Raw genomic sequence first — 18612 nt, 5'->3', positions numbered from 1 at the left:
ACGGGTATCCGCCCGGCGGCCCAGCCGGCGGTGTTTAGGGCGCCGCTGCGCTCGGGGGCTTCGACCACGAGGACCGCGTCGCTGAGCGCGGCGACGATGCCGTTACGCTGCAAAAACTGACCCGGCCGGGCCGGTTCGCCGGGCGGATAGGGCGAGAGAACCGCGCCGCCCGCAGCCAGCATCCGCTCGGCGAGTTCCAGGTTACGCCCTGGAAAGAAACGGCGGTGCCCGCCGCCGATGACGCCGACCGTCGGAGCCCTCGCGTCCAAGGCTCCTTCGTGCGCGGCAGCGTCGATTCCAAGCGCCAATCCGGAGACGATGCAGCAGCCCGCACGACCCAGCTCGGCCGCCCAACGCCGAGCCACGCCGCGGTCCGTACGCCGTCGCGGCGCGCGTCCCGACGATCGCAACACAAGGGTGCGCTAGCGCGCTCAAGCTGCCGCTGCACCACAGGCCGCCGGCGACGGCTTCGAAGCCGCGGCCGGTTCGCGCAACCTCGATTCGCTCCCGGGTCTCGAAGATCGGCTCGTGCATCGCCGGCTCCATCACGCCCTGGCCACGCCCGTGCAAGAGATGCTCGCCAGGGGGAATCGGGAGCGCCCGACGGAATAGGCGGGCCGAACGGAGGTAGCACAGTTGGCAGCAGAAGCCTATTGCGTCAAGTGCAAGGCGAAGCGGGAGATCAAAGACGCAGTCCAGATCACGATGAAAAACGGTCGTCCGGCAACCGAGGGCAAGTGCCCCGTTTGCGGGACCAAGATGTTCAAAATCGGCGCCGCGAGCTAATCTTTGGCCGCGCTCCCGTTGCCGGGCCGCTGAAATCAGCGGCCCTTTTTGCTCTCCAGCGTTCCCTAACCCACCACTAGTGACGTATAATACGCTCGCCCACAAGATATGCCGTGGGGGGGATATTTACCACTGACTTGCCCGACCTGTCGTAAGAGCGAGACCCGCGTCGTCGACTCGCGCGACGACGAAACCGTGGTGCGCCGCCGCCGCGAGTGTCTGGATCCGCGCTGCAAGCACCGCTTTACGACCTACGAACGCATGGAAGTGCCGCGCCTCTTCGTCGTCAAAAAGGATGGCCGGCGGGAACAGTACAGCCGTGATAAGATTTTGGCCGGGCTGCGAAAAGCGTGCGAAAAGCGGCCGATCTCCGAAGGGCGTATGGAGGCGGTGGCCGCCGATTTGGAACGCGAACTCTTCGCCCGCGGAGAGAGCGAGGTACCCTCGGCGATGGTCGGCGAGAAGCTCATGGAAGCGCTGCGAAAACTCGATCCGGTCGCGTACATTCGCTTTGCTAGCGTCTATCGATCGTTCCGCGATATCGAAAGCTTCCGAGAAGAGCTCGCTCAGCTTTAGTGGAGACCGCATAGTGGAGCGCGTGCGTGTCGCGGTTGCGCGCCTGCCGCAAGGCGAAGGTCTGCCGTTGCCTGCATATATGAGCGAGCATGCCGCGGGCGCCGATCTCTGCGCGGCGATCGGCGATCAGCTTACGCTGCTGCCGGGGGCGCGCGCACTCGTGCCGACGGGTCTCTCGATCGCTCTTCCGCCCGGCTACGAGGCACAGGTTCGGCCGCGGAGCGGGCTTGCTATTCAAAGCGGCGTCACGTGCCTCAACTCACCCGGGACGATCGACGCCGACTATCGCGGCGAGGTTTGCGTGGTGCTCGCAAACCTTGGAAGCAAACCGGTTCTCATCAATCGCGGCGATCGCATCGCCCAGATGGTCGTCGCGCCGGTCTCGCGTGCCGAGTTTGAAGTTGTCGAGGAGCTCCCGCCCAGTCCGCGCGGCGAAGGAGGCTTCGGTTCGACGGGCGTCGTCCCGTGAACGTGTACATTACCGGCCGGGGCGCGGTCGGTACGTACCTCGGCGACCTGTTGCGTTCGGTCGGAGTCGACGTCGCCTACGCACCGCGCGACCTCTCGGCCGTTCGGCCGTACGATGCCGACGTGGCGATTATTGCGACCAAGTCCTACGACACCGACGGTGCAATCGAAACCCTGCGTGCGGCGATCGCCTATCCGGAGAAGTGCGTCTTCGTCTCGCCGCAAAACGGCGTCGGCAACGAGGAGAAGCTGGCGGCCGCGTTCGGCCCCGACAACGTCGTGGCCGCGGCGCTCACGACCCCGGTCGACCGCGATCGAGACGGAAACGCCCATCCTGCGAAAGACGGCGGCGGCCTCGCGCTCGCGCCGATCGGCTCCAACGCATACAACTGGCTCTCGGCGACCTTCGCGAGCACCGGGCTAAACGTGAAGGTGGTCGAGGACTGGCGTGCGCTCAAATGGAGCAAGCTGGCGCTCAACGTGGTGGCTAACGCGAGCTGCGCCATTCTCAACGTCCTGCCGAACCGCTTCGTGCACTTCGATAAGATCTTCACCCTCGAAATTCGCATGATACGCGAAGTTCGGGCGGTGATGGCGGCTCATCGGATCGAAGCGATCGATCTCCCTCGCTACCCGGTACGCGCGCTCTTCGGCGTCGCGACGCTTCCGAGCCCGGTTGCACGAACGCTGCTGGCGCACACGATCGCCGGAGCTCGCGGGACGAAGCCGCCGTCGCTGCTCATCGATCTCCGCCGGGCGAGGCCGCGCACCGAGGTCGACGTGCTCAACGGGGCGGTAGCCGCGGCCGGACACGAGGTGGGCGTGCCGGTTCCCGTCAACTCGGTCTACACGCGCGTTCTCAACGACATCGCGCATACGCCGCCCCTCTGGGCAAAGTATCGAGAGCATCCGGACCGGCTCGAAGCCGAGGTCGAGGCCGAAGTAAAGCGCGTGAAAGTATTAGCGCGCCGCTAGCACGAACGAAGCCGCGAGCAAATGCGCGATCCTAACGTTCCCGAATCGCTCGAAGGCTGGTGGATTCTCCATCGCATGTTTGCGTTCGACCGGCGCGCGTGGGACGCGCTGCCGGAAAAGCGCCGCAACAGATACTCGGGCCACGCGGCCGACCTCGTCGATCACCTCAAAGGCAGCGACGAGGGCGACGTCGGGCTCACCCAGATCGTCGGTCACAAGGGCGATCTTATGCTCACGCACTACGCACGAACCTTCGACGGCCTCGCCTACGCGCAGACGCTCGTCGATAAGCTCGAGCTGCGCGCATTCTTGCTGCCTGCGGGCTCGTACGTCTCGGTGCTCGAGCTCGGGCTCTACGACGCGACCGGAAAAATTCACGCCGAGCTCAGCGGCCGCGGGCTCGCCCCTCACTCTCCGGAATGGATCGCCGGCTTCGACGAACTCGTGCGCAAGCAAGCCGAGAACCCTCACATCGGCCCGCGCCTGTGGGCGAAGATTCCCGCGCGGCGCTATCAGTGCTTCTACCCGATGAGCAAACGGCGCGGCGAAGTGCAGAACTGGTACATTCTCGGCTTCGAAGCGCGCGCGAAGATGATGAGCGAGCACGGTGTGGTCGGCCGCTCCTATCACGGCCGGGTAACCCAGGTAATCTCCGGCTCGATCGGGTTCGACGATTTCGAGTGGGGCGTCGATCTCTACGCCGACGATCCGCTCGTCTTCAAGAAGCTCGTCTACGAGATGCGCTTCGACGAGGCCAGCGCGCGCTATGGCGATTTCGGGTCCTTTTGGGCCGGCCTGCAGTTCTCACCCGGGGAGCTCCCGGCTTTTCTTGACGGCGACGCGATCCCGCAGTTCGAAGTTCCCGAGCAGTAGCTCGTCGACGTTACGGCGCGGCGAGGCCGTACGGGCCGTTGCCGAGCGGAATCGTTCGCCGCACTCTGCCCGTCGCAACGTCGATGAGCGTGGCCGTATTGTCGCGCGAGGAGAGCACGACGGCGGTGCCTCCGTCGCGCGTGAAGGCAACGCCCGCCGGAGCGCCGCCCGCCTCGAGCGCGGCTCGCGCCGTACCGCTGCGAAGATCGATTGGAGTTATCGTCGAGTTCGCATGGTTCGAAACGTACGCCAGGTTTCCGTCGGGAGAAATTGCGATCGCCACGGGGCCGACGCCGACACGAATCGGTGCTAGTGCCCGGGCGGTTCCCGAAATATCGACCGGCATGACGTCGTTCGACGCGCTTTCCACGACGTAGAGCCGCCGGCCGTCGAGCGAAACCGCCATTCCCCACGGCCGCTCGCCCACCGCGATCTCGCCCCCGACGCTGCGAGTGCGCAAGTCGACGGCGGTGACGGTGTTTGAGCCGCTGTTGCTAACGTAGAGCATCGCGCCGTCGGGACGCACGGCGATGCCGCGCGGCGCGAGGCCGACGTGCAGTGTCGTCGTCGCGCGCAAGCCGGCCGTGTCGATCGCTTCGATCGTGGCGTCGTCGCCGTTGACGACCCACAGCGTCTTGCCGTTGGGTTCGAGCGCGAGTGCGAACGGATCGTTGCCGACGCGAACGTCGGCGACGGCGCGGCCGGACGAAGTATCGATGACGCGGACCGCATTTGCTCCGGCATCGGCGACGTAAAGGCGATCGCCCTTTGACGAAAGGACCGCCGCGCGCGGTTCCTCGCCGGCAGGAATCGTGGGTCCGGCGTATCCGGTCGCGAGATCTAGCGGAGTGACGTCGTTTCCAAAGCGGTTCGTCGCGTAGGCCATCGAAGCCGGGTTGCCGCCGCGCGTAACGCGCACGTAAAGCTCCAGGTGCTCGAGCCGTGCCCGATTGCTCGCGCTCGCATCGATCCGGACGGCGTACAAGCCCTCGGGCAGCGAGGAATCGGCACTCAGGCGCGCCGGGATCGTCCGCGTCTCTCCGGCGCCGACCGTCTCGCTGCCGCGCGAAATGTTCAGGTGCAGACCGCCGGGCAGCGATGCTTGCCAGGTAAGATCGACCGCCGCATTGCCCGCGCGGTTGGAGAGTCGAAAGCTCAATGGCGTCTGCGCGCCCGGAGCGAGAGCGACGCTGGTCTGCGCGGCTCCCAGCTGCGCCGGCGTCGCGGGAGCAAACTCAAGGTGGGATTGCACGAACGACGGCGGCCCGGCGTTCGGGGAGCCCGCCCAGCGTGGATTCGGCGAAGGCGCGAGCACGTAGTCGAGATGCACGGTCCCGCGAGCGGGCAGGTCGATCCAACTTTGGTTGTGCGAGCGGCCGTTCAGCCGAAGCTCCTCGACGTACGAATCGGCCAGCGAGGCCTGCGGCGCGCGGATCTCGATCGTCGGGCCGTTCGGCGACTGCAGGCGAACCGACGAAAACAGCGGCGCACCGACGTCGAGATACCGAACCGCGGGATTCTGCGGGTAGAGGCCGATCGCGCACCAGAGATACCACGCGCTCATCGTGCCGAGGTCGTCGTTCCCGGGCAGACCGGCAGGCGCGTCCGCGTAGAGCGTCGTGAGCGCGCGGCGGACGATCTCTTGCGCGCGCCAGGGCTCGCCGAGCGAGAGATAGACCCACGGAGCTCCGAGGCTGGGTTCGTTGCCTAGCCACGCGTACGGCTTATCTTGGCCGGCATCGAGCTCGGTAAAGAACGCGTCGAGCTTGGCCGTCGCGGGGCGCACGCCACCCATCGCAGCGGTGAGGTCTCGCAGATCCTGCGGCACCATCCAGGTGTATTGGGCCGCGTTGCCTTCCTGGAATCCGCTCTGCCCGTTTTCGGTCAACGGCGTCTGCATAAATGCACCGTCTTCGTCCCGCGGCGCGATCCAGCCGGTCGCGCCGTCGAAGAGCGTCGTCCAGTTCGACGACCGGCGCATGAACGCGTCATACGTCGGGCGATCGCGCAGTTCGAAGGCCAGGCGCGCGATCGAAAAGTCGTCGAGCGCGTACTCGAGCGTTTCGGAGGCGCCGTTGGGAACCGGCGAGACCGACGTGGTGTGGGTATTGACGACGTAGCCGCGGCTCAAGTAGTCGTCGTGCAGCTCCCACCGCTCGAAGTACCAGTCTTGCGCGGGAGGCGGCTGCGTGCTCGTCGCGCCCTTGACCATCGCCATCAGCGCAGCGTGCGCGTCGTAGTCTCGGGCACCGAAAGCGAAGGCCCCGGAGATGACCGGATCGATCGAGTCGCCGCCCATGACGCTCGAAGGGCCGTTGACGAGCGGCCAGCGCGGCAGCCAGCCTTCCTGCATAAAGGCGTCGACGAGGGACTGCATCATGTCGCTGGTCTGCCGCGGCGCGATCAGCGCGATGAGCGGAACTTCGGTGCGGTAAATATCCCAATCCGAGTAGTTGGCGTATTCGTCGTGCCCGGCACGAACGCGGTGGATCCGGCCGTCGAATCCGCTGTAAAAGCCGGTGACGTCGCTGATGACGTTCGGATGGAGCAGCGTGTGATAGAACGCCGTGTAGAACGTGCGCTGCGCATCGGTGACGCCGCCGGAGATCGCGATCCGCCGCAGCATCGTACCCCATCGGTCGGTCGCGCGGTTGCGCACCGTAATGATGTTCCAGCTCCGGCCCTCGGCGGCGAGGTTTGCGCGGGCGCCCGCGAGGCTGACGAAGGAGAGCCCGACTTTAACGGTGACGCTGCGGCTGCTCGTTGCGTCGAACGTCACCCAGCCGCCGGTCTGCGGCCCGTCGGAGACAGACGATCCTAGAGATGCACGCGCGCCTTGCCAGGTGCCGTACTGGCGAAACGGCCGGTCGAAGCGCGCGACGAAGTACGCGGTGTAGCGATCGGGCATTCCGCAGAAGAAGCCGCTCGAGGCCGAACCGGAGACCTCGTCGGGAGCGTCGATGCGCAGATGCGCGCCGGTGACGCCCACTTGATTCGACGAGGCGTTGAAGAGCAGGTTGGCTTGCGATGCCGCCGGGAACGTAAATCGCCCGATTCCGGTTCGCGTCGTTACGCTCAGCTCGGTGCGAATCGCGGGATTTCCCAAAGATACCGCATACCATCCCGGGGCGCTCTCCTCGTCTGCGTGCGAGAACGGCTGCGCCGCGTTCGCCGGGTCGGCCGAAATCTCGCCGGTCGTGGGCAGAACGCCGAAATCGCCGAAGACGCTGCAGCCCGGGCCGCTGAGGTGCGTGAGGCTGAAGCCGGTGATCTGGCGATCGGTGTACTCGTAGCCGCCGCCGGCGTTATGGGAGGGAGTATCGGGGCTCCACTGGACCATGCCGAAGGGCACATCGGCACCCGGAAACGTGTCGATCGGGCCGCCCGTCTGCGTGCCCGATGTCCCGACGAACGTATCGACCAGCGTCGTCACCATCGCGGCAAACACGATTGCAAAAACGTGCACGCCGCCTTGTTGCGCGCGGAGATCGGAGCTGCCTTCCGCTACGCGGCCGCGCCCAGGCGTTCGAGGCTGCGGTATACGATCGCTTCGGCCACGTGCTCGGCGGCGATCGCGTCGCAGCCGGCGAGATCGGCGATCGTTCGCGCGACACGCGCGATCCGGTCGAGCGCGCGCGCCGAGAACTGACGCTTGGAACTCGCGTGCGCGAGCAATCGCATCGCGGGTTCGTCGAGCCGGCAGTAACGCCGCATCGCGTTGCCGGGAATCTCGGCGTTGCAGGTCGGCGATGTCTCGCCGAAACGCTCGCGCTGGCGCTCCCGCGCGGCGATGACGCGACGGCGAATCGTCGCCGAATGCTCGGCGCCGTCGTAACGAACCATATCGTCGAACGGTACGCGGGCGATCTCGATCTGAAGATCGATGCGATCGAGCACCGGACCCGAGAGCTTGCCGACGTACTTCGCAACGGTTGCGTCGTCGCAGCGGCATTCCGCGGTACGCGTGCCGCGATAACCGCACGGGCACGGATTCATCGAAGCAACAAGTTGAAAGCGAGCCGGGTAACTCAGCGTGCCCGCGGCCCGCGCGACGGTCACACTGCCCTCTTCGAGTGGTTGGCGCAGCACCTCGACCGCGCTGCGCGTAAACTCCGGGAGCTCGTCGAGGAAGAGAACGCCGTGATGCGCGAGTGAGATCTCGCCGGGCTTGACGAGCGCGCCTCCGCCGACGAGGGCGGTCTGCGTGATCGTGTGATGCGGAAATCGAAATGGGCGTGCGCGCACGACGCCGGCGCGTCCTCGCAGCAGCCCCGCAACGCTGTAGATCTTCGTTACCTCGAGCGCTTCGTGCGCCGACATCGGCGGAAGAATCGAGGGCAGCCGTCGGGCGAGCATCGTCTTGCCGCAGCCCGGAGGGCCGACGAAGAGTAGATTGTGGCCGCCCGCCGCGGCGATTTCGAGTGCCCGTTTCGCGGCGAGCTGCCCGCGTACGTCGGCGAAATCGCCGTGCGCGCGTTCGTCTTCATCGAGTTCGAGCGCAAGCGTGCGCCGCCGCCATTTTGCGCCGTGGCCCAAGACGACGGCGACCGCCGAGCGTAACGAATCGACCGCGAACAGCTCGAGCCCCGAGACGAGCCCCGCTTCGTCGGCGTTGCACTCTGGAACGATCATCTTGGTAAAGCCGGCGTTGCGCGCGCCCAGAACCATCGGCAGCGCTCCGCCGACCGGCTGCAGCTTTCCGTCGAGCGCAAGCTCACCCAGAGCAAGGAACTCTCGCAGGGCGCAGTGCGGGACTTGCTCGTCGATCCCGATTAACGCAAGCGCAATAGCTAAGTCGAAGGCCGGCCCCGCCTTGCGAACGTCGGCCGGTGAGAGGTTCACCAAAAGTCGCCCCGCCGGATAGGCAAAGCCCGAGTTGAAGATTGCCGCGCGGACGCGCTCGCGGGCTTCGTTGAGGGCCCGGTCGGGCAGTCCGATGATCGCAAAGAACGGCGTGCCCGGAGCGCTGTCCGCCTCAACGCGAACGACGTAGCCTTCGATGCCGAGCATCGCGGCCGAAAAGGCGAGCGAGAGCATACGAAGCCTCTGTGCGGTGCAGGCGGCGTGTCTAGGGGTCGCCGCAAGCCGCCAAGAATGCGGCAAGCCGTGGGCTTGGAAGCGCTTAGCGCCTGGTCGACCGCCGTCGCCGCGGCGGCGCAGCTCGGGACGCTGGCGGTGATCGCCGGCAGCGTGATCGCCGCGCTGGTCCAACTACGCCACGTGCAAGCCAGTAACCAACTTCAAGCGTTGCTCGCGCTCGAGCACGACTTTCGTGCGCCCGAACTGCAAGCCGCGATTACCTATGTCCAAGAGGACCTTTCCCTCAGGCTCGAAGATCCAGCCTATCGCCGCAAGCTCGAACAAATCGGTTTCATCGATCCGGCCGCTCACCCCGAGATGGTCGCCTGCAACTGGCTCAACGAAATGGGGACGCTGGTGAAGCGCGGTCTCGTCTCGGAAGATACCTTTATGGACCTTTTCGGGCGCTTGATCGTGCATTGCTGGAGAAAGCTCGAGCCGGCCATCGCAATCATGCGCCGGCGCCGCGGTCAGGTGCAGTACCATGACTTCGAGTATCTCGCGGTACGGGCGATCGCATGGCTGGAGCGCAATCCCCACGGCACTTCACCCAAGGCCTTTAATCGGCTGACGCTAGGCGACCCGTGGCTTCAGTCCGACACCTCCGCCCAAAAAACCGTTCATCCCGGCGGCCAGCTGGAAAGCAAGGAAGGCTAAGGCACCCTTAAGCCGGTGCAGGCATCGTCCATGCGCAAGCGGCTAAAACCCGAAAAAAGCCGAGATTCTCCACAGAATGCACAAGACGAACGTCACAGGCTGTGGACAGTATTAAAAGGCGGCGCGCTTCAAAACGTTCAAAAGGACCGCCGTTAATGGCTCAGCCGCGAAGGAGAAGAGATTGAAAAGAGCCCCCGCTCCGATTGCCGCCACGCTTCTGACGGCGATTTTGGCCGCTTGCTCGCACGGAGGCTCGCAGAGCTCGGCTTCGCCCGCGCCGAGCTCGCCCGGCTCGGCGCACAAGACGATCGGCGTCTCGATCCAAAACCGCGAGGCGCAGTTTTACCAAGATATGGAGGCCGGCATGCGCGCCGAGGCGGCCAAGTACGGCTACGCGCTGGTCGTGGTCGACGCGAGTCGCGACAACGCGCGGCAGCAGAGCCAGGTCGAGGATTTCATCTCCAAGCGGGTCGATGCGATCGTGCTGACTCCTTACGATTCGGCCGCGATCGGCAGTGCGATCGCCGAGGCGAACGGCGCGAATATTCCGGTCTTCACCGCCGACATTGCGAGCACGAGCAGTCAGGGTCACGTCGTCGCCCACATCGCAAGCGATAACGTGCAGGGCGGGTTCCAGGCGGGCAAGCTCGTCTGTACGGCCGTCGGCAAGAGCGGCAGCATCGCGATCGTCGACGAGCCCGAGGTCACGAGCGTTCAAGATCGCGTCAAAGGCTTCAAACAAGCGATCGCGCAGCTCTGTCCCGGCGTTACCATCGTCGCCGATATCGACTCCGGCGGCACGCGCGATAAGGCCAGCAGCGACACGGGCGACATTCTGCAGGCGCATCGCGATCTCAAAGGCATCTTCGGCATCAATGACGATTCGGCGCTCGGTGCGCTGGCCGCCGTCCGCGCCGCCGGTCTGACCGGAAAGGTCGCAATCGTCGGTTACGACGCGACTCCCGAAGCGCGCAAAGCGATCGCGGCGGGCGAGATGTACGGCGATGCGATTCAGTATCCGGCGAAGATCGGATCTACGACGATCGACGTCATCAGCGGTTATTTCGCCGGCAAGCAGCCGCCGGCAGTGGTGAAGATTCCCGTCGGGGCCTTTACCAAGTCGTCGTCATAGGCGTGCCGCCGCTGCTGGAGATGCGGCGCATCGGGAAGAGCTTTCCCGGCGTGCGCGCCCTCTCCGACGTATCGCTCACGCTCGACGCGGGCGAAGTGCTCGTCCTGGTCGGGGAGAACGGCGCCGGCAAATCGACTTTGATGAAAATCCTTTCCGGCGCGCTGCATGCGGACTCCGGTGAAATCTTCATCGATGGTGCGGCGGTCGCGATCGATTCGCCCCAACGCGCACAGCAGCTGGGGATCGGCATGATCTACCAGGAGTTTACGCTGGTTGGGCAACTGAGCGCGATCGCCAACGTTACGCTTGGCTCGGAGCCGACGCGAAATGGTTTCCTCGACTCGGCCGCCGCCGCGCGGCGCACGGCCGCGGTCTTCGACGAGCTCGGCCTGCGCGTACCCCTCGACGTTCCGGTCTCCGATCTCTCGGTGGGGCAACAGCAGCTCGTGGAGATCGCCAAAGTGCTGGCGCGTTCCGCGCGTATCATCGTGATGGACGAACCGACCGCCGCGCTCTCAGATCGTGAAATCGAGGGGCTCTTAGGGGTGATTGCGCAACTGCGCGCTGCCGGGGCGGGCATCATCTATATTTCGCATCGGATGGAAGAGCTCTCGCGCGTCGCCGACCGCATCGCCGTGATGCGCGACGGCAGCATCGTCGCGGTAAAGCCGGTCGCGGATTTCTCACCGGACGAGATCGTCCGCGACATGGTGGGGCGGCAGCTCGACGCACATTTCCCGGAGTTGGTTTCGCTCGCGCCCGATGCGCCGGCGCGCCTGGACGTCCGTATGCTTTCGCTGCGGCCGGCATTCGAAGACGTGAGCTTCACCGTGCGCAGCGGCGAGATCGTGGGTCTCGCGGGCCTGATCGGAGCCGGACGCACCGAGATACTGCGCGCGATTGCCGGCGCAGACGTGCCCGACGGGGGCGAGGTCAAAGTCGACGGCGCGATGTTGCGGCCGGGAGACATCGCGGGCGACATCGCCGCCGGCGTCGCCTTCATCACCGAGGATCGCAAAGGCCAAGGCTTGGTGCTCGGGATGACGGTGCGCGAAAACGTTTCGCTCGCGCACCTGGCCGACTTCGTCGACCGCGACCTGCTCATCGACGTCGCGCGCGAACGCATTGCAGCGACACGGATGATCGAGCAGCTGCAGATTCGAACCCCGAGCACCGAACAGCTCGTCAGCAACCTTTCCGGGGGAACGCAGCAGAAGGTCGTGCTCGCGAAATGGCTGCTCGGAAACGCGCGCGTCTTTCTCTTCGACGAACCGACGCGAGGAATCGACGTGGGTGCCAAAGCGGAAATCTACCGCATCATGCTCGAGCTCGCGGAGCGCGGCGCGGCGATCGTCATGGTCTCGAGCGACCTGCCGGAGGTCTTGGGAATGGCTCACCGGGTTCTCGTCGTTCGCGCGGGGCGGATCGCGGCGGAGTTCGCGCGCGAGCAAGCCACGCCGGAGCGCGTGATCTCCGTCGCCACGGGTGCGGCGGCGTGACGGCCGCCGAGCGTCGCGCGTACTGGCTGCGCATCGGCGCAGCGTCGCTGGTTTTGGTCGCCTTGATCGCGATCGTAGACGTCGCCTCGCACGGCTCGTTCCTCGAGCCCAGCAATATCGTCCGCGTGCTCCGGCAGATAACCTACAACTGCATTCTGGGCATCGGCCAAACGTTTGTGATCATCACTGCCGGCATCGACCTTTCGGTCGGTTCGCTGGTCGCGCTGACCGGCGTCGTGGCAGCGCTCTTTGCCAACGCGGTGCATTTGAGCGGTTTTCCCTTGATCGCGGCGACCCTGATCGTCGCGGTTGCCGTGGGTTGCGCGGCCGGCTGGGTAAACGCGCTCCCCGTCGTCAAGCTCAACCTGCCCCCCTTCATCACGACGCTTGCGATGCTCGAGATGGCGCTCGGCGCTTCGTTCATTCTATCCCACGGACGCCCGGTGGCGCTGCAGACGACCGATTTCCAAAATACCGGCATCGGTTCGTTTCTCGGAGGGGTGACGAAGGCGTTGCACTTGCCGAGCATTCCCGTGCCCGTCATCTGGATGCTCGCCGTCATTGTGGCAGCCTCGGTGCTGCTGAACCGCACGCGTTTTGGCCGCTACGTCTTTGCCATCGGCGGAAACGAAGAGGCGGCGCGGCTTGCCGGCATCAACGTCGCACGCGTCAAGACGATGGTTTATGTGATCAGCGGCGGCTGTGCCGCGATCGTCGGCTTTTTGTATATGGCGCTTTTTTCATCTGGTTCTCCGCAGACCGGAACCGGCGACGAACTGCTCGAGTCGATCGCGGCGGTCGTAGTCGGCGGGACGAGCCTGATGGGTGGACGGGGCAGCGTCATCGGTACGTTTTTTGGCGCGCTGCTCATCGGCGTGCTTTACAATGCGATGAACTTGCTCAACGTCGATTCGTATCTCCAAAAAGTTTTACTCGGCGCCGTGATCCTGCTCGCGGTCGTACTCGACGAACTGCGCAAACGATACCTTTCGCGCTAGCCGCGACGTCTAGAAAAGTCGCTCGCGCAATCAAGGAAAATCAAAGAAAACTTGTGTTTCAACTGTGAAACACTCGGCGCAACGCGCCCGGTATATTAGGCGGCACACCAAGCTGTCTACTGAAATGGAAAACGACCAAATGATGAATCGAAATTCGCTGCGGCGCGCACTCTGCGCGATGGGATTGTTGCTGGCAATCGGAGGCCAAGCAAGCGTAGCACTGGCAGGTACGAGCGGGGGCATCGGCGGCATCGTCACCGACGCAAAGACCGGCGCGCCGATTTCGGGCGTGCGCCTGGAGATCACCTCCCCCTCTCAAAGCGTCAAGACGACGACCGACGCACACGGCCGATACATCGTCTTTGCCCTGCAGCCCGACAACTACACCGTTTCGGCTGAAAAAGATGGGTACGACGCGCGTTCGGTCACAGATGAGGCGGTCTTCGCCGATCAGACCCAGCAATACGATCTGAAACTCACTCCGGCATCACAAGAATCGAGCTCCGGCGCCGCGACGCATTAAGCCCGGCAGCACTGGTACGAGCATCGTTCGCGCGGCCTACAGCCGTAGGCCGCGCACCGCTCGATCTAAAACGGGAAGTCTTTTTGCGCGAGGCCGACGTTGGTCTTGAGGTCCGTGACGTTCTCGTCGAGTACGATTTGCGATCCGCTGTAGAGGATTTGACGGAGCGGCCAGTGCGTCTCTTTTGAAATATAAAGGATCTGATCGGTGATTCCGAAGTTTGCGTTGGGATCGGATGGCTTCAGCTCGAGACGGTCGGTCTCTACGCCATTGATCTTCCCTCCGTCGACCTGCGTCAACTTGCCCGCAATGGTCCCGTAGTTGTCGACGATCCGCTGCAGTAAGCCGTCGGGGATCGTCACTCCGCGCAGCGACGTCGCGCGCGGGTCGTTGATGCTGACCTTCAGGTGAATTCCCGAGAGAAAGCCGCCCTGGTGACCGCTGACCTGATCGCCGCCGGTCCAGACGCCGCCGGATCCCTTGCCGTCGCCCGCGAGGATCAGGGTCTTCACGTAGTGCGGTTTCATGAACTCGTACTGATAGACGCGGTCCTGCGTTTGAGTGCCTTTGGCTTCGTGCACGTGCAGGACGCACGTGTAGTCGGTGATGGCGGCAAAGGCTTTGTCGAAGGCTGCGATCGCCGTTACTTCGTTGGCGGCGCGGACGGCGACGCAGTTTGCAGCGACGAAAAGGGCAAGCAGCGGCAGAGAACCTCTGAAATTCACGGTTGTCTCCTCAGGTGACGAATCTTTACGTGGTGGACTGCGAACTCTCGTCCATCAATAGCGTACCGTGCTTGCCTTCGACGCCGATGAGGACATCGCATTTTGCGTCTGCAGCGATCTCCTCGATCGTGCGCCCCAGCGGCGCACCGGTATATTTTCCTTCGCGGAACGAGCCGAGAATAATGAGATTTGCCTTAACGCGTTTGGCCACATCCAGAACGGCTTGTTTGGTCGAACGGGCCTTGATCGTCTCGGTCCGGATCGCCACGTTGTGGCCGTTAGCAATCGTCTCGGCCGCACCGAGCGCGTCGAGTGCCGTGCGTTCCTCGAAAGTCATCTCCGCATCCGGCGGCAGCGTGTAGGGAACCTCGATCACGTAGAGCGCCAGCAGCTCGGAGCGCTCGCCCCGCGCGAGCTTTACGGCCAGCGCCATCATGTGCGATGAATCGATCTCCGGAGAGAAGACGACAATCAAGCTGCCGACCAGCCGCTCGAGCTCGCGCTCGGCTTCGGCGGCGATGCGCAACACGTGCGACTGGGGCGGATGCAGCATCCAGTTGAGTGTCGCACCGACCGCCGCAGCGATGAGCAGCGCGATCAGCGCGCCGGCGATCGTGATGTGGACGTCGCCGCCGAAGGAGATCACTGCATCCCCGCAACGCGGGCGATCAGCCTGAGCCGGTGGACGCCGAGCGCAATCATCGCGACGCCGAGGACGACGCCCGGCACAACGGCAAAACCGCCCATCGGCAATACCACGAGCATCCGCACGAGGATGACGATGCCCAAGAGAATCATCGCGCCCGCGAGCACCGCGCGCAGAAGCAGCATTGCGAGGTTCCCTAGCTGCGGCCCGCTGCGCGCCGTTCGTCGCTGGCGCGCAGGTTGCTCAGATACTCGTCCATCAGTTCGAGCTCGCCGGCGCGGCGGAGGATCTCCGTCTGTTCGTTACGCCAGTCGTGTTTCTGCGAGCGAAGAAGCGGAAGGCGGCGGTGTCGCCGGTAGAACAGATAGGCAATCAGTCCGAGCAGCAGCCACGTCGGACCGAAGATGCGCCCGAGCGCGTGCGTGCGCAAGGTAAAAAGCAGAATGGAGAAGATGCCGAGGAAGCCGATGACCGCGACAACCGGAAAATCGACTCGTTCGCCGCGAAATCGCATCGGTATGTTGAACGGAATCTTGAACTTGCGTGGGCTCAGCGGATCCATCAGGCGCAGACCGATCAGGCCTAAGAAGACGAACGAATAGCTCGTTGCGGCTCCGAAAGCGTAGAGGTCTGCGAGGAATTCGAGGCCGTTTTCTCCATGGAAGAACCGGACGTACAGCGACGAGACACCGGGAAAGAGCGCCGGGGCCGCCGCAAAGCCGAGCTCGATGAGCGCGATCGCGGAGAAGAAGACGATCGAGATCGCCGGCGTCCGGTAGGCTCGGTTCACGCGCTGGAAGAGTGACGGCAGCAGGTTGCTGCTGCTCATCGCGTAAGCGATGCGTGAGCTGCCGAAGACGCCCGAGTTCGAAGAGATCAGTAAGAGCACCGCACCCAGCACGGGAACGTAGAGAGCTGCGAACGCCCCGTAGTATGGCACCTGTGCGGCGAGCAGCGCGACCGCCTTTCCTTGATTGTCGGAGTTTTGCGGAAAGATCTGCCAGAATTGCATCGGGTGTCCGGCCGAGTCGGTGATTGGATGCCACGGCTGCAAGCCGAGCGCGAGGTTCGAATAGGCCAGCGCGAAGATCAAAATCGTCAGAATCAGCGCGACCGAAGTTCGCGGGATGATCGAAGCGGGGCGCTGCGTCTCCTGCGCCGCCTGCGAGATCGACTCCAGGCCGACAAACGAGATGATCGCCAGCGAGGTCCCCAGCATCAGCTCGTACGTTGAGGGCCAGTGCAGCTGCATCGTGTGGATTAGGAGCTGCGGTCGAAACGCGAAGAGGAAGCCGAAGCAGAGGATGCAGGTTTCGCTGATAACGTCGAGCGCCGAGACGACGCCGTTGAACGCGGTGCTCTCGCGGACGCCGACGACGTTGAGCAAGCAGAGCCCGATAACCAGCCCGAGGACGACGATGAAGTGCAGCCAGGGGTGTACCGAGTTGACGAGCGCCGGCGCAAGCTGGCTTGTGTAATCGACCGAGGTCCAGGCGAAGAGCGTCACATCGATCGTGAAGTCGAGCAAGACCGCCCACCCGGCGATAAAGCCGAAGATGTCGCCGAGGCCGCGCATTACGAAATACTGGCCTCCGCCGGCGACCGGGTAGGTCGCGGCAAGTTCCGTATACGCTAGACCGATGCAAACGTAGACGACGCCCGCGAATAGGAACGCGACGTTCGAGGCTCCCGCGGCCCACGCCAGCACGAGCCCAAGCCCGACGAAAATATCGGCGCCGACGTCCGAATAACCCCAAGAGAAGGAGCCCCAGGGCGTGACGCTGCGGCGCAGCTCCGGCTTTGGGGTACTGCTCGAAGTACTCACTAAAACGCGTTTCGATGGAGGCTCAAGCGATGACCGTCCAGCGTGACCACGTCGAAGCGAAGCTTCGCCGAAGGTGCGACGATCTGCGCGTAGTCCGCGGCGACCCGCCGAAGCGTGGCGCGTTTGCACGCGTCGACGGCTGCGAGCGCTGAGCCGAACGTTCTCGAGTCACGCCGCTTCACTTCGACGATCACGAGCGTCGGCCCGTCGAGACAAACGGCGTCGATCTCCCCGCCGGGCAGACGTACGTTGCGGGCCAGCACGCGGTAACCGCACGATAAAAGGAAGCTGCTCGCACGATCCTCGCCCTGTCTCCCTTTTTCAGAGTTAGTCTTCAACGAATTGCAGCCCCAACGCCAGCTGCGCGTCGCGAACGCGTGCCCAGTTCGCGCGATGGTGGACGCTCGGCCCGTGCGCGCGCAGCGCCTCGATGTGCAGCGGCGTCGAATAGCCTTTGTGAAGGGCATAACCGTAACGGGAATCCTCCCGATCGAGCTCGACCATCAACGCGTCGCGGAATACCTTGGCGACGATCGAGGCGGCCGCGACCACGGCGCAGCGTGCGTCGCCTTTGATCAGCGGTTCCTGCGGGCCGGCGAACGAGCGTATGCGCACGGCGTCGGTGATCAGATACTCGGGCGCCGCTTGCAATCCGGCTATCGCGCGTTCCATCGCAAGCACGCTGGCCCAGTAGATGTTCAGCCGGTCGATCTCGGCCACGCACGCGCTTCCGACCGACCATGCGGCCGCGCGCAGCTTGATGATCTCCGCCAGTTCGACACGCAGCTCGGGCCGGACTTGTTTCGAATCGTTCAGTCCCTTGATCAGCAGGGGCTGCGTCGCTACGACGCAGGCGGCGACGACGGGGCCGGCCAGCGGTCCGCGCCCAACCTCGTCGATGCCGCCGACGAAGAGAAAGCCCTTGGCGCGAGCGGCGTCTTCGAAGCGGTGCAGACGATGCAGCCGCCGCCGTTCGCGTTCGTAGGCGTTGCGTGCTTTACGTTCTTTCGGAGTCACCGGCGTTCTCGAGGGAGATGCGTCCGAAGACGCCTTCGTTAAAAGCGCGGATGTACGAGTGTGCGGCGTTGTGGTAGTCGAGTTCGCCGCCGTGCCGCACGAAGCCGCGCGCAGTCGCGAACGTGTGAAGATCGGGGACCGTCGTTGCGGGGTGCGAGGCGAGCAGCCATGCATGGAACTCCGCGACGACCTCTTGCGCGTCGTAGTGATCGCTGGGAACGGCGCCGCAGATCGCCAGCCTCCACTGGGCGGCCGCCGTCGAGATTCTCGGCGGGAGAACGCCGGGCGTGTCCATGAGCTCGATCGCCGGCGAGAGACGGAACCACTGCACTTGGCGGGTGACGCCGGCGCGCGCCTCGGTTTTTGCCGCTGCGCGCCGCAAGAGCGCGTTTACGATCGTGGATTTCCCGGAGTTGGGTATGCCGACGATCATCGCCCTCGACACTCCGGACGGCCCTTTGCGGCGACCCGCTGCGGGTACGATTGCGGCCGCGACACGCGCGACGCTGCGGGGGTTTCGCCCGTCCACGGCAATGGCGGTGTAACCGCGCAGCGAGAACTCGCGCAGCCACAGCTTGGTCGCTGCCGGGCTCGCGAGATCGTCGCGGTCGAGCGCGACGACTCGTGTCCTCTCTGCAGCGAGCTCGTCGAGTACGGGATTGCGCCCGCTGCGCGCGATGCGCGCATCGACAACTTCTATCACCACGTCGATCGTCCGAAGATATTCACGAATTCGGCGCAGAGCCTTGGCCATGTGGCCGGGGAACCATTGAACATGACGCTGCAGCTTGGTATTCACAGTGCCCCGCTCGCCTTCCACGTGGTCGCCTTCC

At 64.6% G+C, this 18612-nt stretch carries 19 protein-coding genes; 9 read left to right on the top strand and 10 right to left on the bottom strand.

All coding sequences use genetic code 11. The features are described 5' to 3' along the window. A partial coding sequence (locus VGG51_06120; GenBank protein HEY1882602.1) for a DNA-processing protein DprA occupies nt 1-365 on the bottom strand: 365 nt, incomplete at its 3' end. A gap of 529 nt (nt 366-894) precedes the next feature. Between VGG51_06120 and nrdR the strand changes: the two genes are divergently transcribed. Genes nrdR through hemQ form a run of 4 tightly spaced genes read left to right on the top strand, consistent with a single transcriptional unit; the run spans nt 895 to nt 3678 of the window. Beyond that, nucleotides 895-1362 (top strand): transcriptional regulator NrdR, encoded by a 468-nt coding sequence (gene nrdR, locus VGG51_06115; GenBank protein HEY1882601.1) that lies wholly within the window; start codon nt 895-897, stop codon nt 1360-1362. A 13-nt stretch (nt 1363-1375) separates the two neighbouring features. After that, nucleotides 1376-1831 carry a dUTP diphosphatase gene (dut, locus tag VGG51_06110; protein ID HEY1882600.1) on the top strand — a complete coding sequence of 152 codons (456 nt, stop codon included), beginning with the start codon at nt 1376-1378 and terminating at the stop codon, nt 1829-1831. Next, entirely contained in the window at nt 1828-2805 is a 978-nt protein-coding gene (locus VGG51_06105; protein HEY1882599.1) for a ketopantoate reductase C-terminal domain-containing protein, read from the top strand. The genes dut and VGG51_06105 overlap by 4 nt, the downstream gene beginning before the upstream one ends. A 21-nt stretch (nt 2806-2826) precedes the next feature. After that, the gene (gene hemQ / locus VGG51_06100) at nt 2827-3678 is read left to right on the top strand and encodes a hydrogen peroxide-dependent heme synthase (GenBank protein HEY1882598.1); all 852 of its coding nucleotides are present in this window, start codon (nt 2827-2829) and stop codon (nt 3676-3678) included. Between the two features lie 10 nt (nt 3679-3688). On the opposite strand, the gene VGG51_06095 is transcribed toward hemQ, so the two are convergent. Together VGG51_06095 and VGG51_06090 are read right to left on the bottom strand one after the other, a co-directional pair. Next, on the bottom strand, nt 3689-7144 hold the full coding sequence (locus tag VGG51_06095; protein HEY1882597.1) for a GH92 family glycosyl hydrolase: 3456 nt from the start codon (nt 7142-7144) through the stop codon (nt 3689-3691). 38 nt (nt 7145-7182) lie between these two features. Beyond that, the gene (locus VGG51_06090) at nt 7183-8715 is read right to left on the bottom strand and encodes a YifB family Mg chelatase-like AAA ATPase (protein ID HEY1882596.1); all 1533 of its coding nucleotides are present in this window, start codon (nt 8713-8715) and stop codon (nt 7183-7185) included. A gap of 57 nt (nt 8716-8772) precedes the next feature. On the opposite strand from VGG51_06090, the gene VGG51_06085 reads away from it, so the two are divergent. From VGG51_06085 to VGG51_06065, 5 genes are all read left to right on the top strand, one after another. Further along, nucleotides 8773-9414 (top strand): hypothetical protein, encoded by a 642-nt coding sequence (locus VGG51_06085; GenBank protein HEY1882595.1) that lies wholly within the window; start codon nt 8773-8775, stop codon nt 9412-9414. 181 nt (nt 9415-9595) lie between these two features. Then, nucleotides 9596-10546: a substrate-binding domain-containing protein gene (locus VGG51_06080; protein ID HEY1882594.1), complete on the top strand. Its 951-nt coding sequence runs from the start codon at nt 9596-9598 to the stop codon at nt 10544-10546. Between the two features lie 2 nt (nt 10547-10548). Beyond that, nucleotides 10549-12045: a sugar ABC transporter ATP-binding protein gene (locus tag VGG51_06075; GenBank protein HEY1882593.1), complete on the top strand. Its 1497-nt coding sequence runs from the start codon at nt 10549-10551 to the stop codon at nt 12043-12045. Continuing rightward, nucleotides 12042-13043: an ABC transporter permease gene (locus VGG51_06070; protein ID HEY1882592.1), complete on the top strand. Its 1002-nt coding sequence runs from the start codon at nt 12042-12044 to the stop codon at nt 13041-13043. Before VGG51_06075 ends, VGG51_06070 begins: the two co-directional genes overlap by 4 nt. A gap of 139 nt (nt 13044-13182) precedes the next feature. Further along, nucleotides 13183-13566, top strand: a complete 384-nt coding sequence (locus VGG51_06065; protein ID HEY1882591.1) for a carboxypeptidase-like regulatory domain-containing protein — start codon at nt 13183-13185, stop codon at nt 13564-13566. A gap of 65 nt (nt 13567-13631) precedes the next feature. On the opposite strand, the gene VGG51_06060 is transcribed toward VGG51_06065, so the two are convergent. Genes VGG51_06060 through ylqF form a run of 7 tightly spaced genes read right to left on the bottom strand, consistent with a single transcriptional unit; the run spans nt 13632 to nt 18599 of the window. After that, entirely contained in the window at nt 13632-14291 is a 660-nt protein-coding gene (locus tag VGG51_06060) for a hypothetical protein (protein ID HEY1882590.1), read from the bottom strand. A gap of 25 nt (nt 14292-14316) precedes the next feature. After that, nucleotides 14317-14937: a universal stress protein gene (locus VGG51_06055; GenBank protein ID HEY1882589.1), complete on the bottom strand. Its 621-nt coding sequence runs from the start codon at nt 14935-14937 to the stop codon at nt 14317-14319. Further along, nucleotides 14934-15122 carry a hypothetical protein gene (locus tag VGG51_06050; GenBank protein HEY1882588.1) on the bottom strand — a complete coding sequence of 63 codons (189 nt, stop codon included), beginning with the start codon at nt 15120-15122 and terminating at the stop codon, nt 14934-14936. Before VGG51_06050 ends, VGG51_06055 begins: the two co-directional genes overlap by 4 nt. A gap of 11 nt (nt 15123-15133) precedes the next feature. Next, nucleotides 15134-16762 (bottom strand): APC family permease, encoded by a 1629-nt coding sequence (locus VGG51_06045; GenBank protein ID HEY1882587.1) that lies wholly within the window; start codon nt 16760-16762, stop codon nt 15134-15136. Next, nucleotides 16762-17100 carry a YraN family protein gene (locus VGG51_06040; GenBank protein ID HEY1882586.1) on the bottom strand — a complete coding sequence of 113 codons (339 nt, stop codon included), beginning with the start codon at nt 17098-17100 and terminating at the stop codon, nt 16762-16764. Before VGG51_06040 ends, VGG51_06045 begins: the two co-directional genes overlap by 1 nt. Beyond that, complete coding sequence (locus tag VGG51_06035; GenBank protein HEY1882585.1) at nt 17090-17779, bottom strand: ribonuclease HII; 690 nt, start codon at nt 17777-17779, stop codon at nt 17090-17092. Before VGG51_06035 ends, VGG51_06040 begins: the two co-directional genes overlap by 11 nt. Beyond that, entirely contained in the window at nt 17760-18599 is an 840-nt protein-coding gene (ylqF, locus tag VGG51_06030; GenBank protein ID HEY1882584.1) for a ribosome biogenesis GTPase YlqF, read from the bottom strand. Before ylqF ends, VGG51_06035 begins: the two co-directional genes overlap by 20 nt. Nucleotides 18600-18612: the final 13 nt, after the last annotated feature.

This window comes from Candidatus Cybelea sp. (assembly GCA_036489315.1).
In the GTDB taxonomy this organism is placed as follows: Bacteria; Vulcanimicrobiota; Vulcanimicrobiia; order Vulcanimicrobiales; family Vulcanimicrobiaceae; genus Cybelea.
Note: the sequence above shows the minus strand (reverse complement) of the source record. Positions and strands in the feature narration are given on the sequence as shown.

What these genes read in the sequence shown, in the direction of transcription:
- nrdR (HEY1882601.1), top strand. Translation starts at nt 895, where the DNA reads ATGCCGTGGGGGGGATATTTACCACTGACTTGCCCGACCTGTCGTAAG.
- hemQ (HEY1882598.1), top strand. Translation starts at nt 2,827, where the DNA reads ATGCGCGATCCTAACGTTCCCGAATCGCTCGAAGGCTGGTGGATTCTC.
- VGG51_06090 (HEY1882596.1), bottom strand. Translation starts at nt 8,715, where the DNA reads ATGCTCTCGCTCGCCTTTTCGGCCGCGATGCTCGGCATCGAAGGCTAC.
- VGG51_06085 (HEY1882595.1), top strand. Translation starts at nt 8,773, where the DNA reads ATGCGGCAAGCCGTGGGCTTGGAAGCGCTTAGCGCCTGGTCGACCGCC.
- VGG51_06065 (HEY1882591.1), top strand. Translation starts at nt 13,183, where the DNA reads ATGATGAATCGAAATTCGCTGCGGCGCGCACTCTGCGCGATGGGATTG.
- VGG51_06050 (HEY1882588.1), bottom strand. Translation starts at nt 15,122, where the DNA reads ATGCTGCTTCTGCGCGCGGTGCTCGCGGGCGCGATGATTCTCTTGGGC.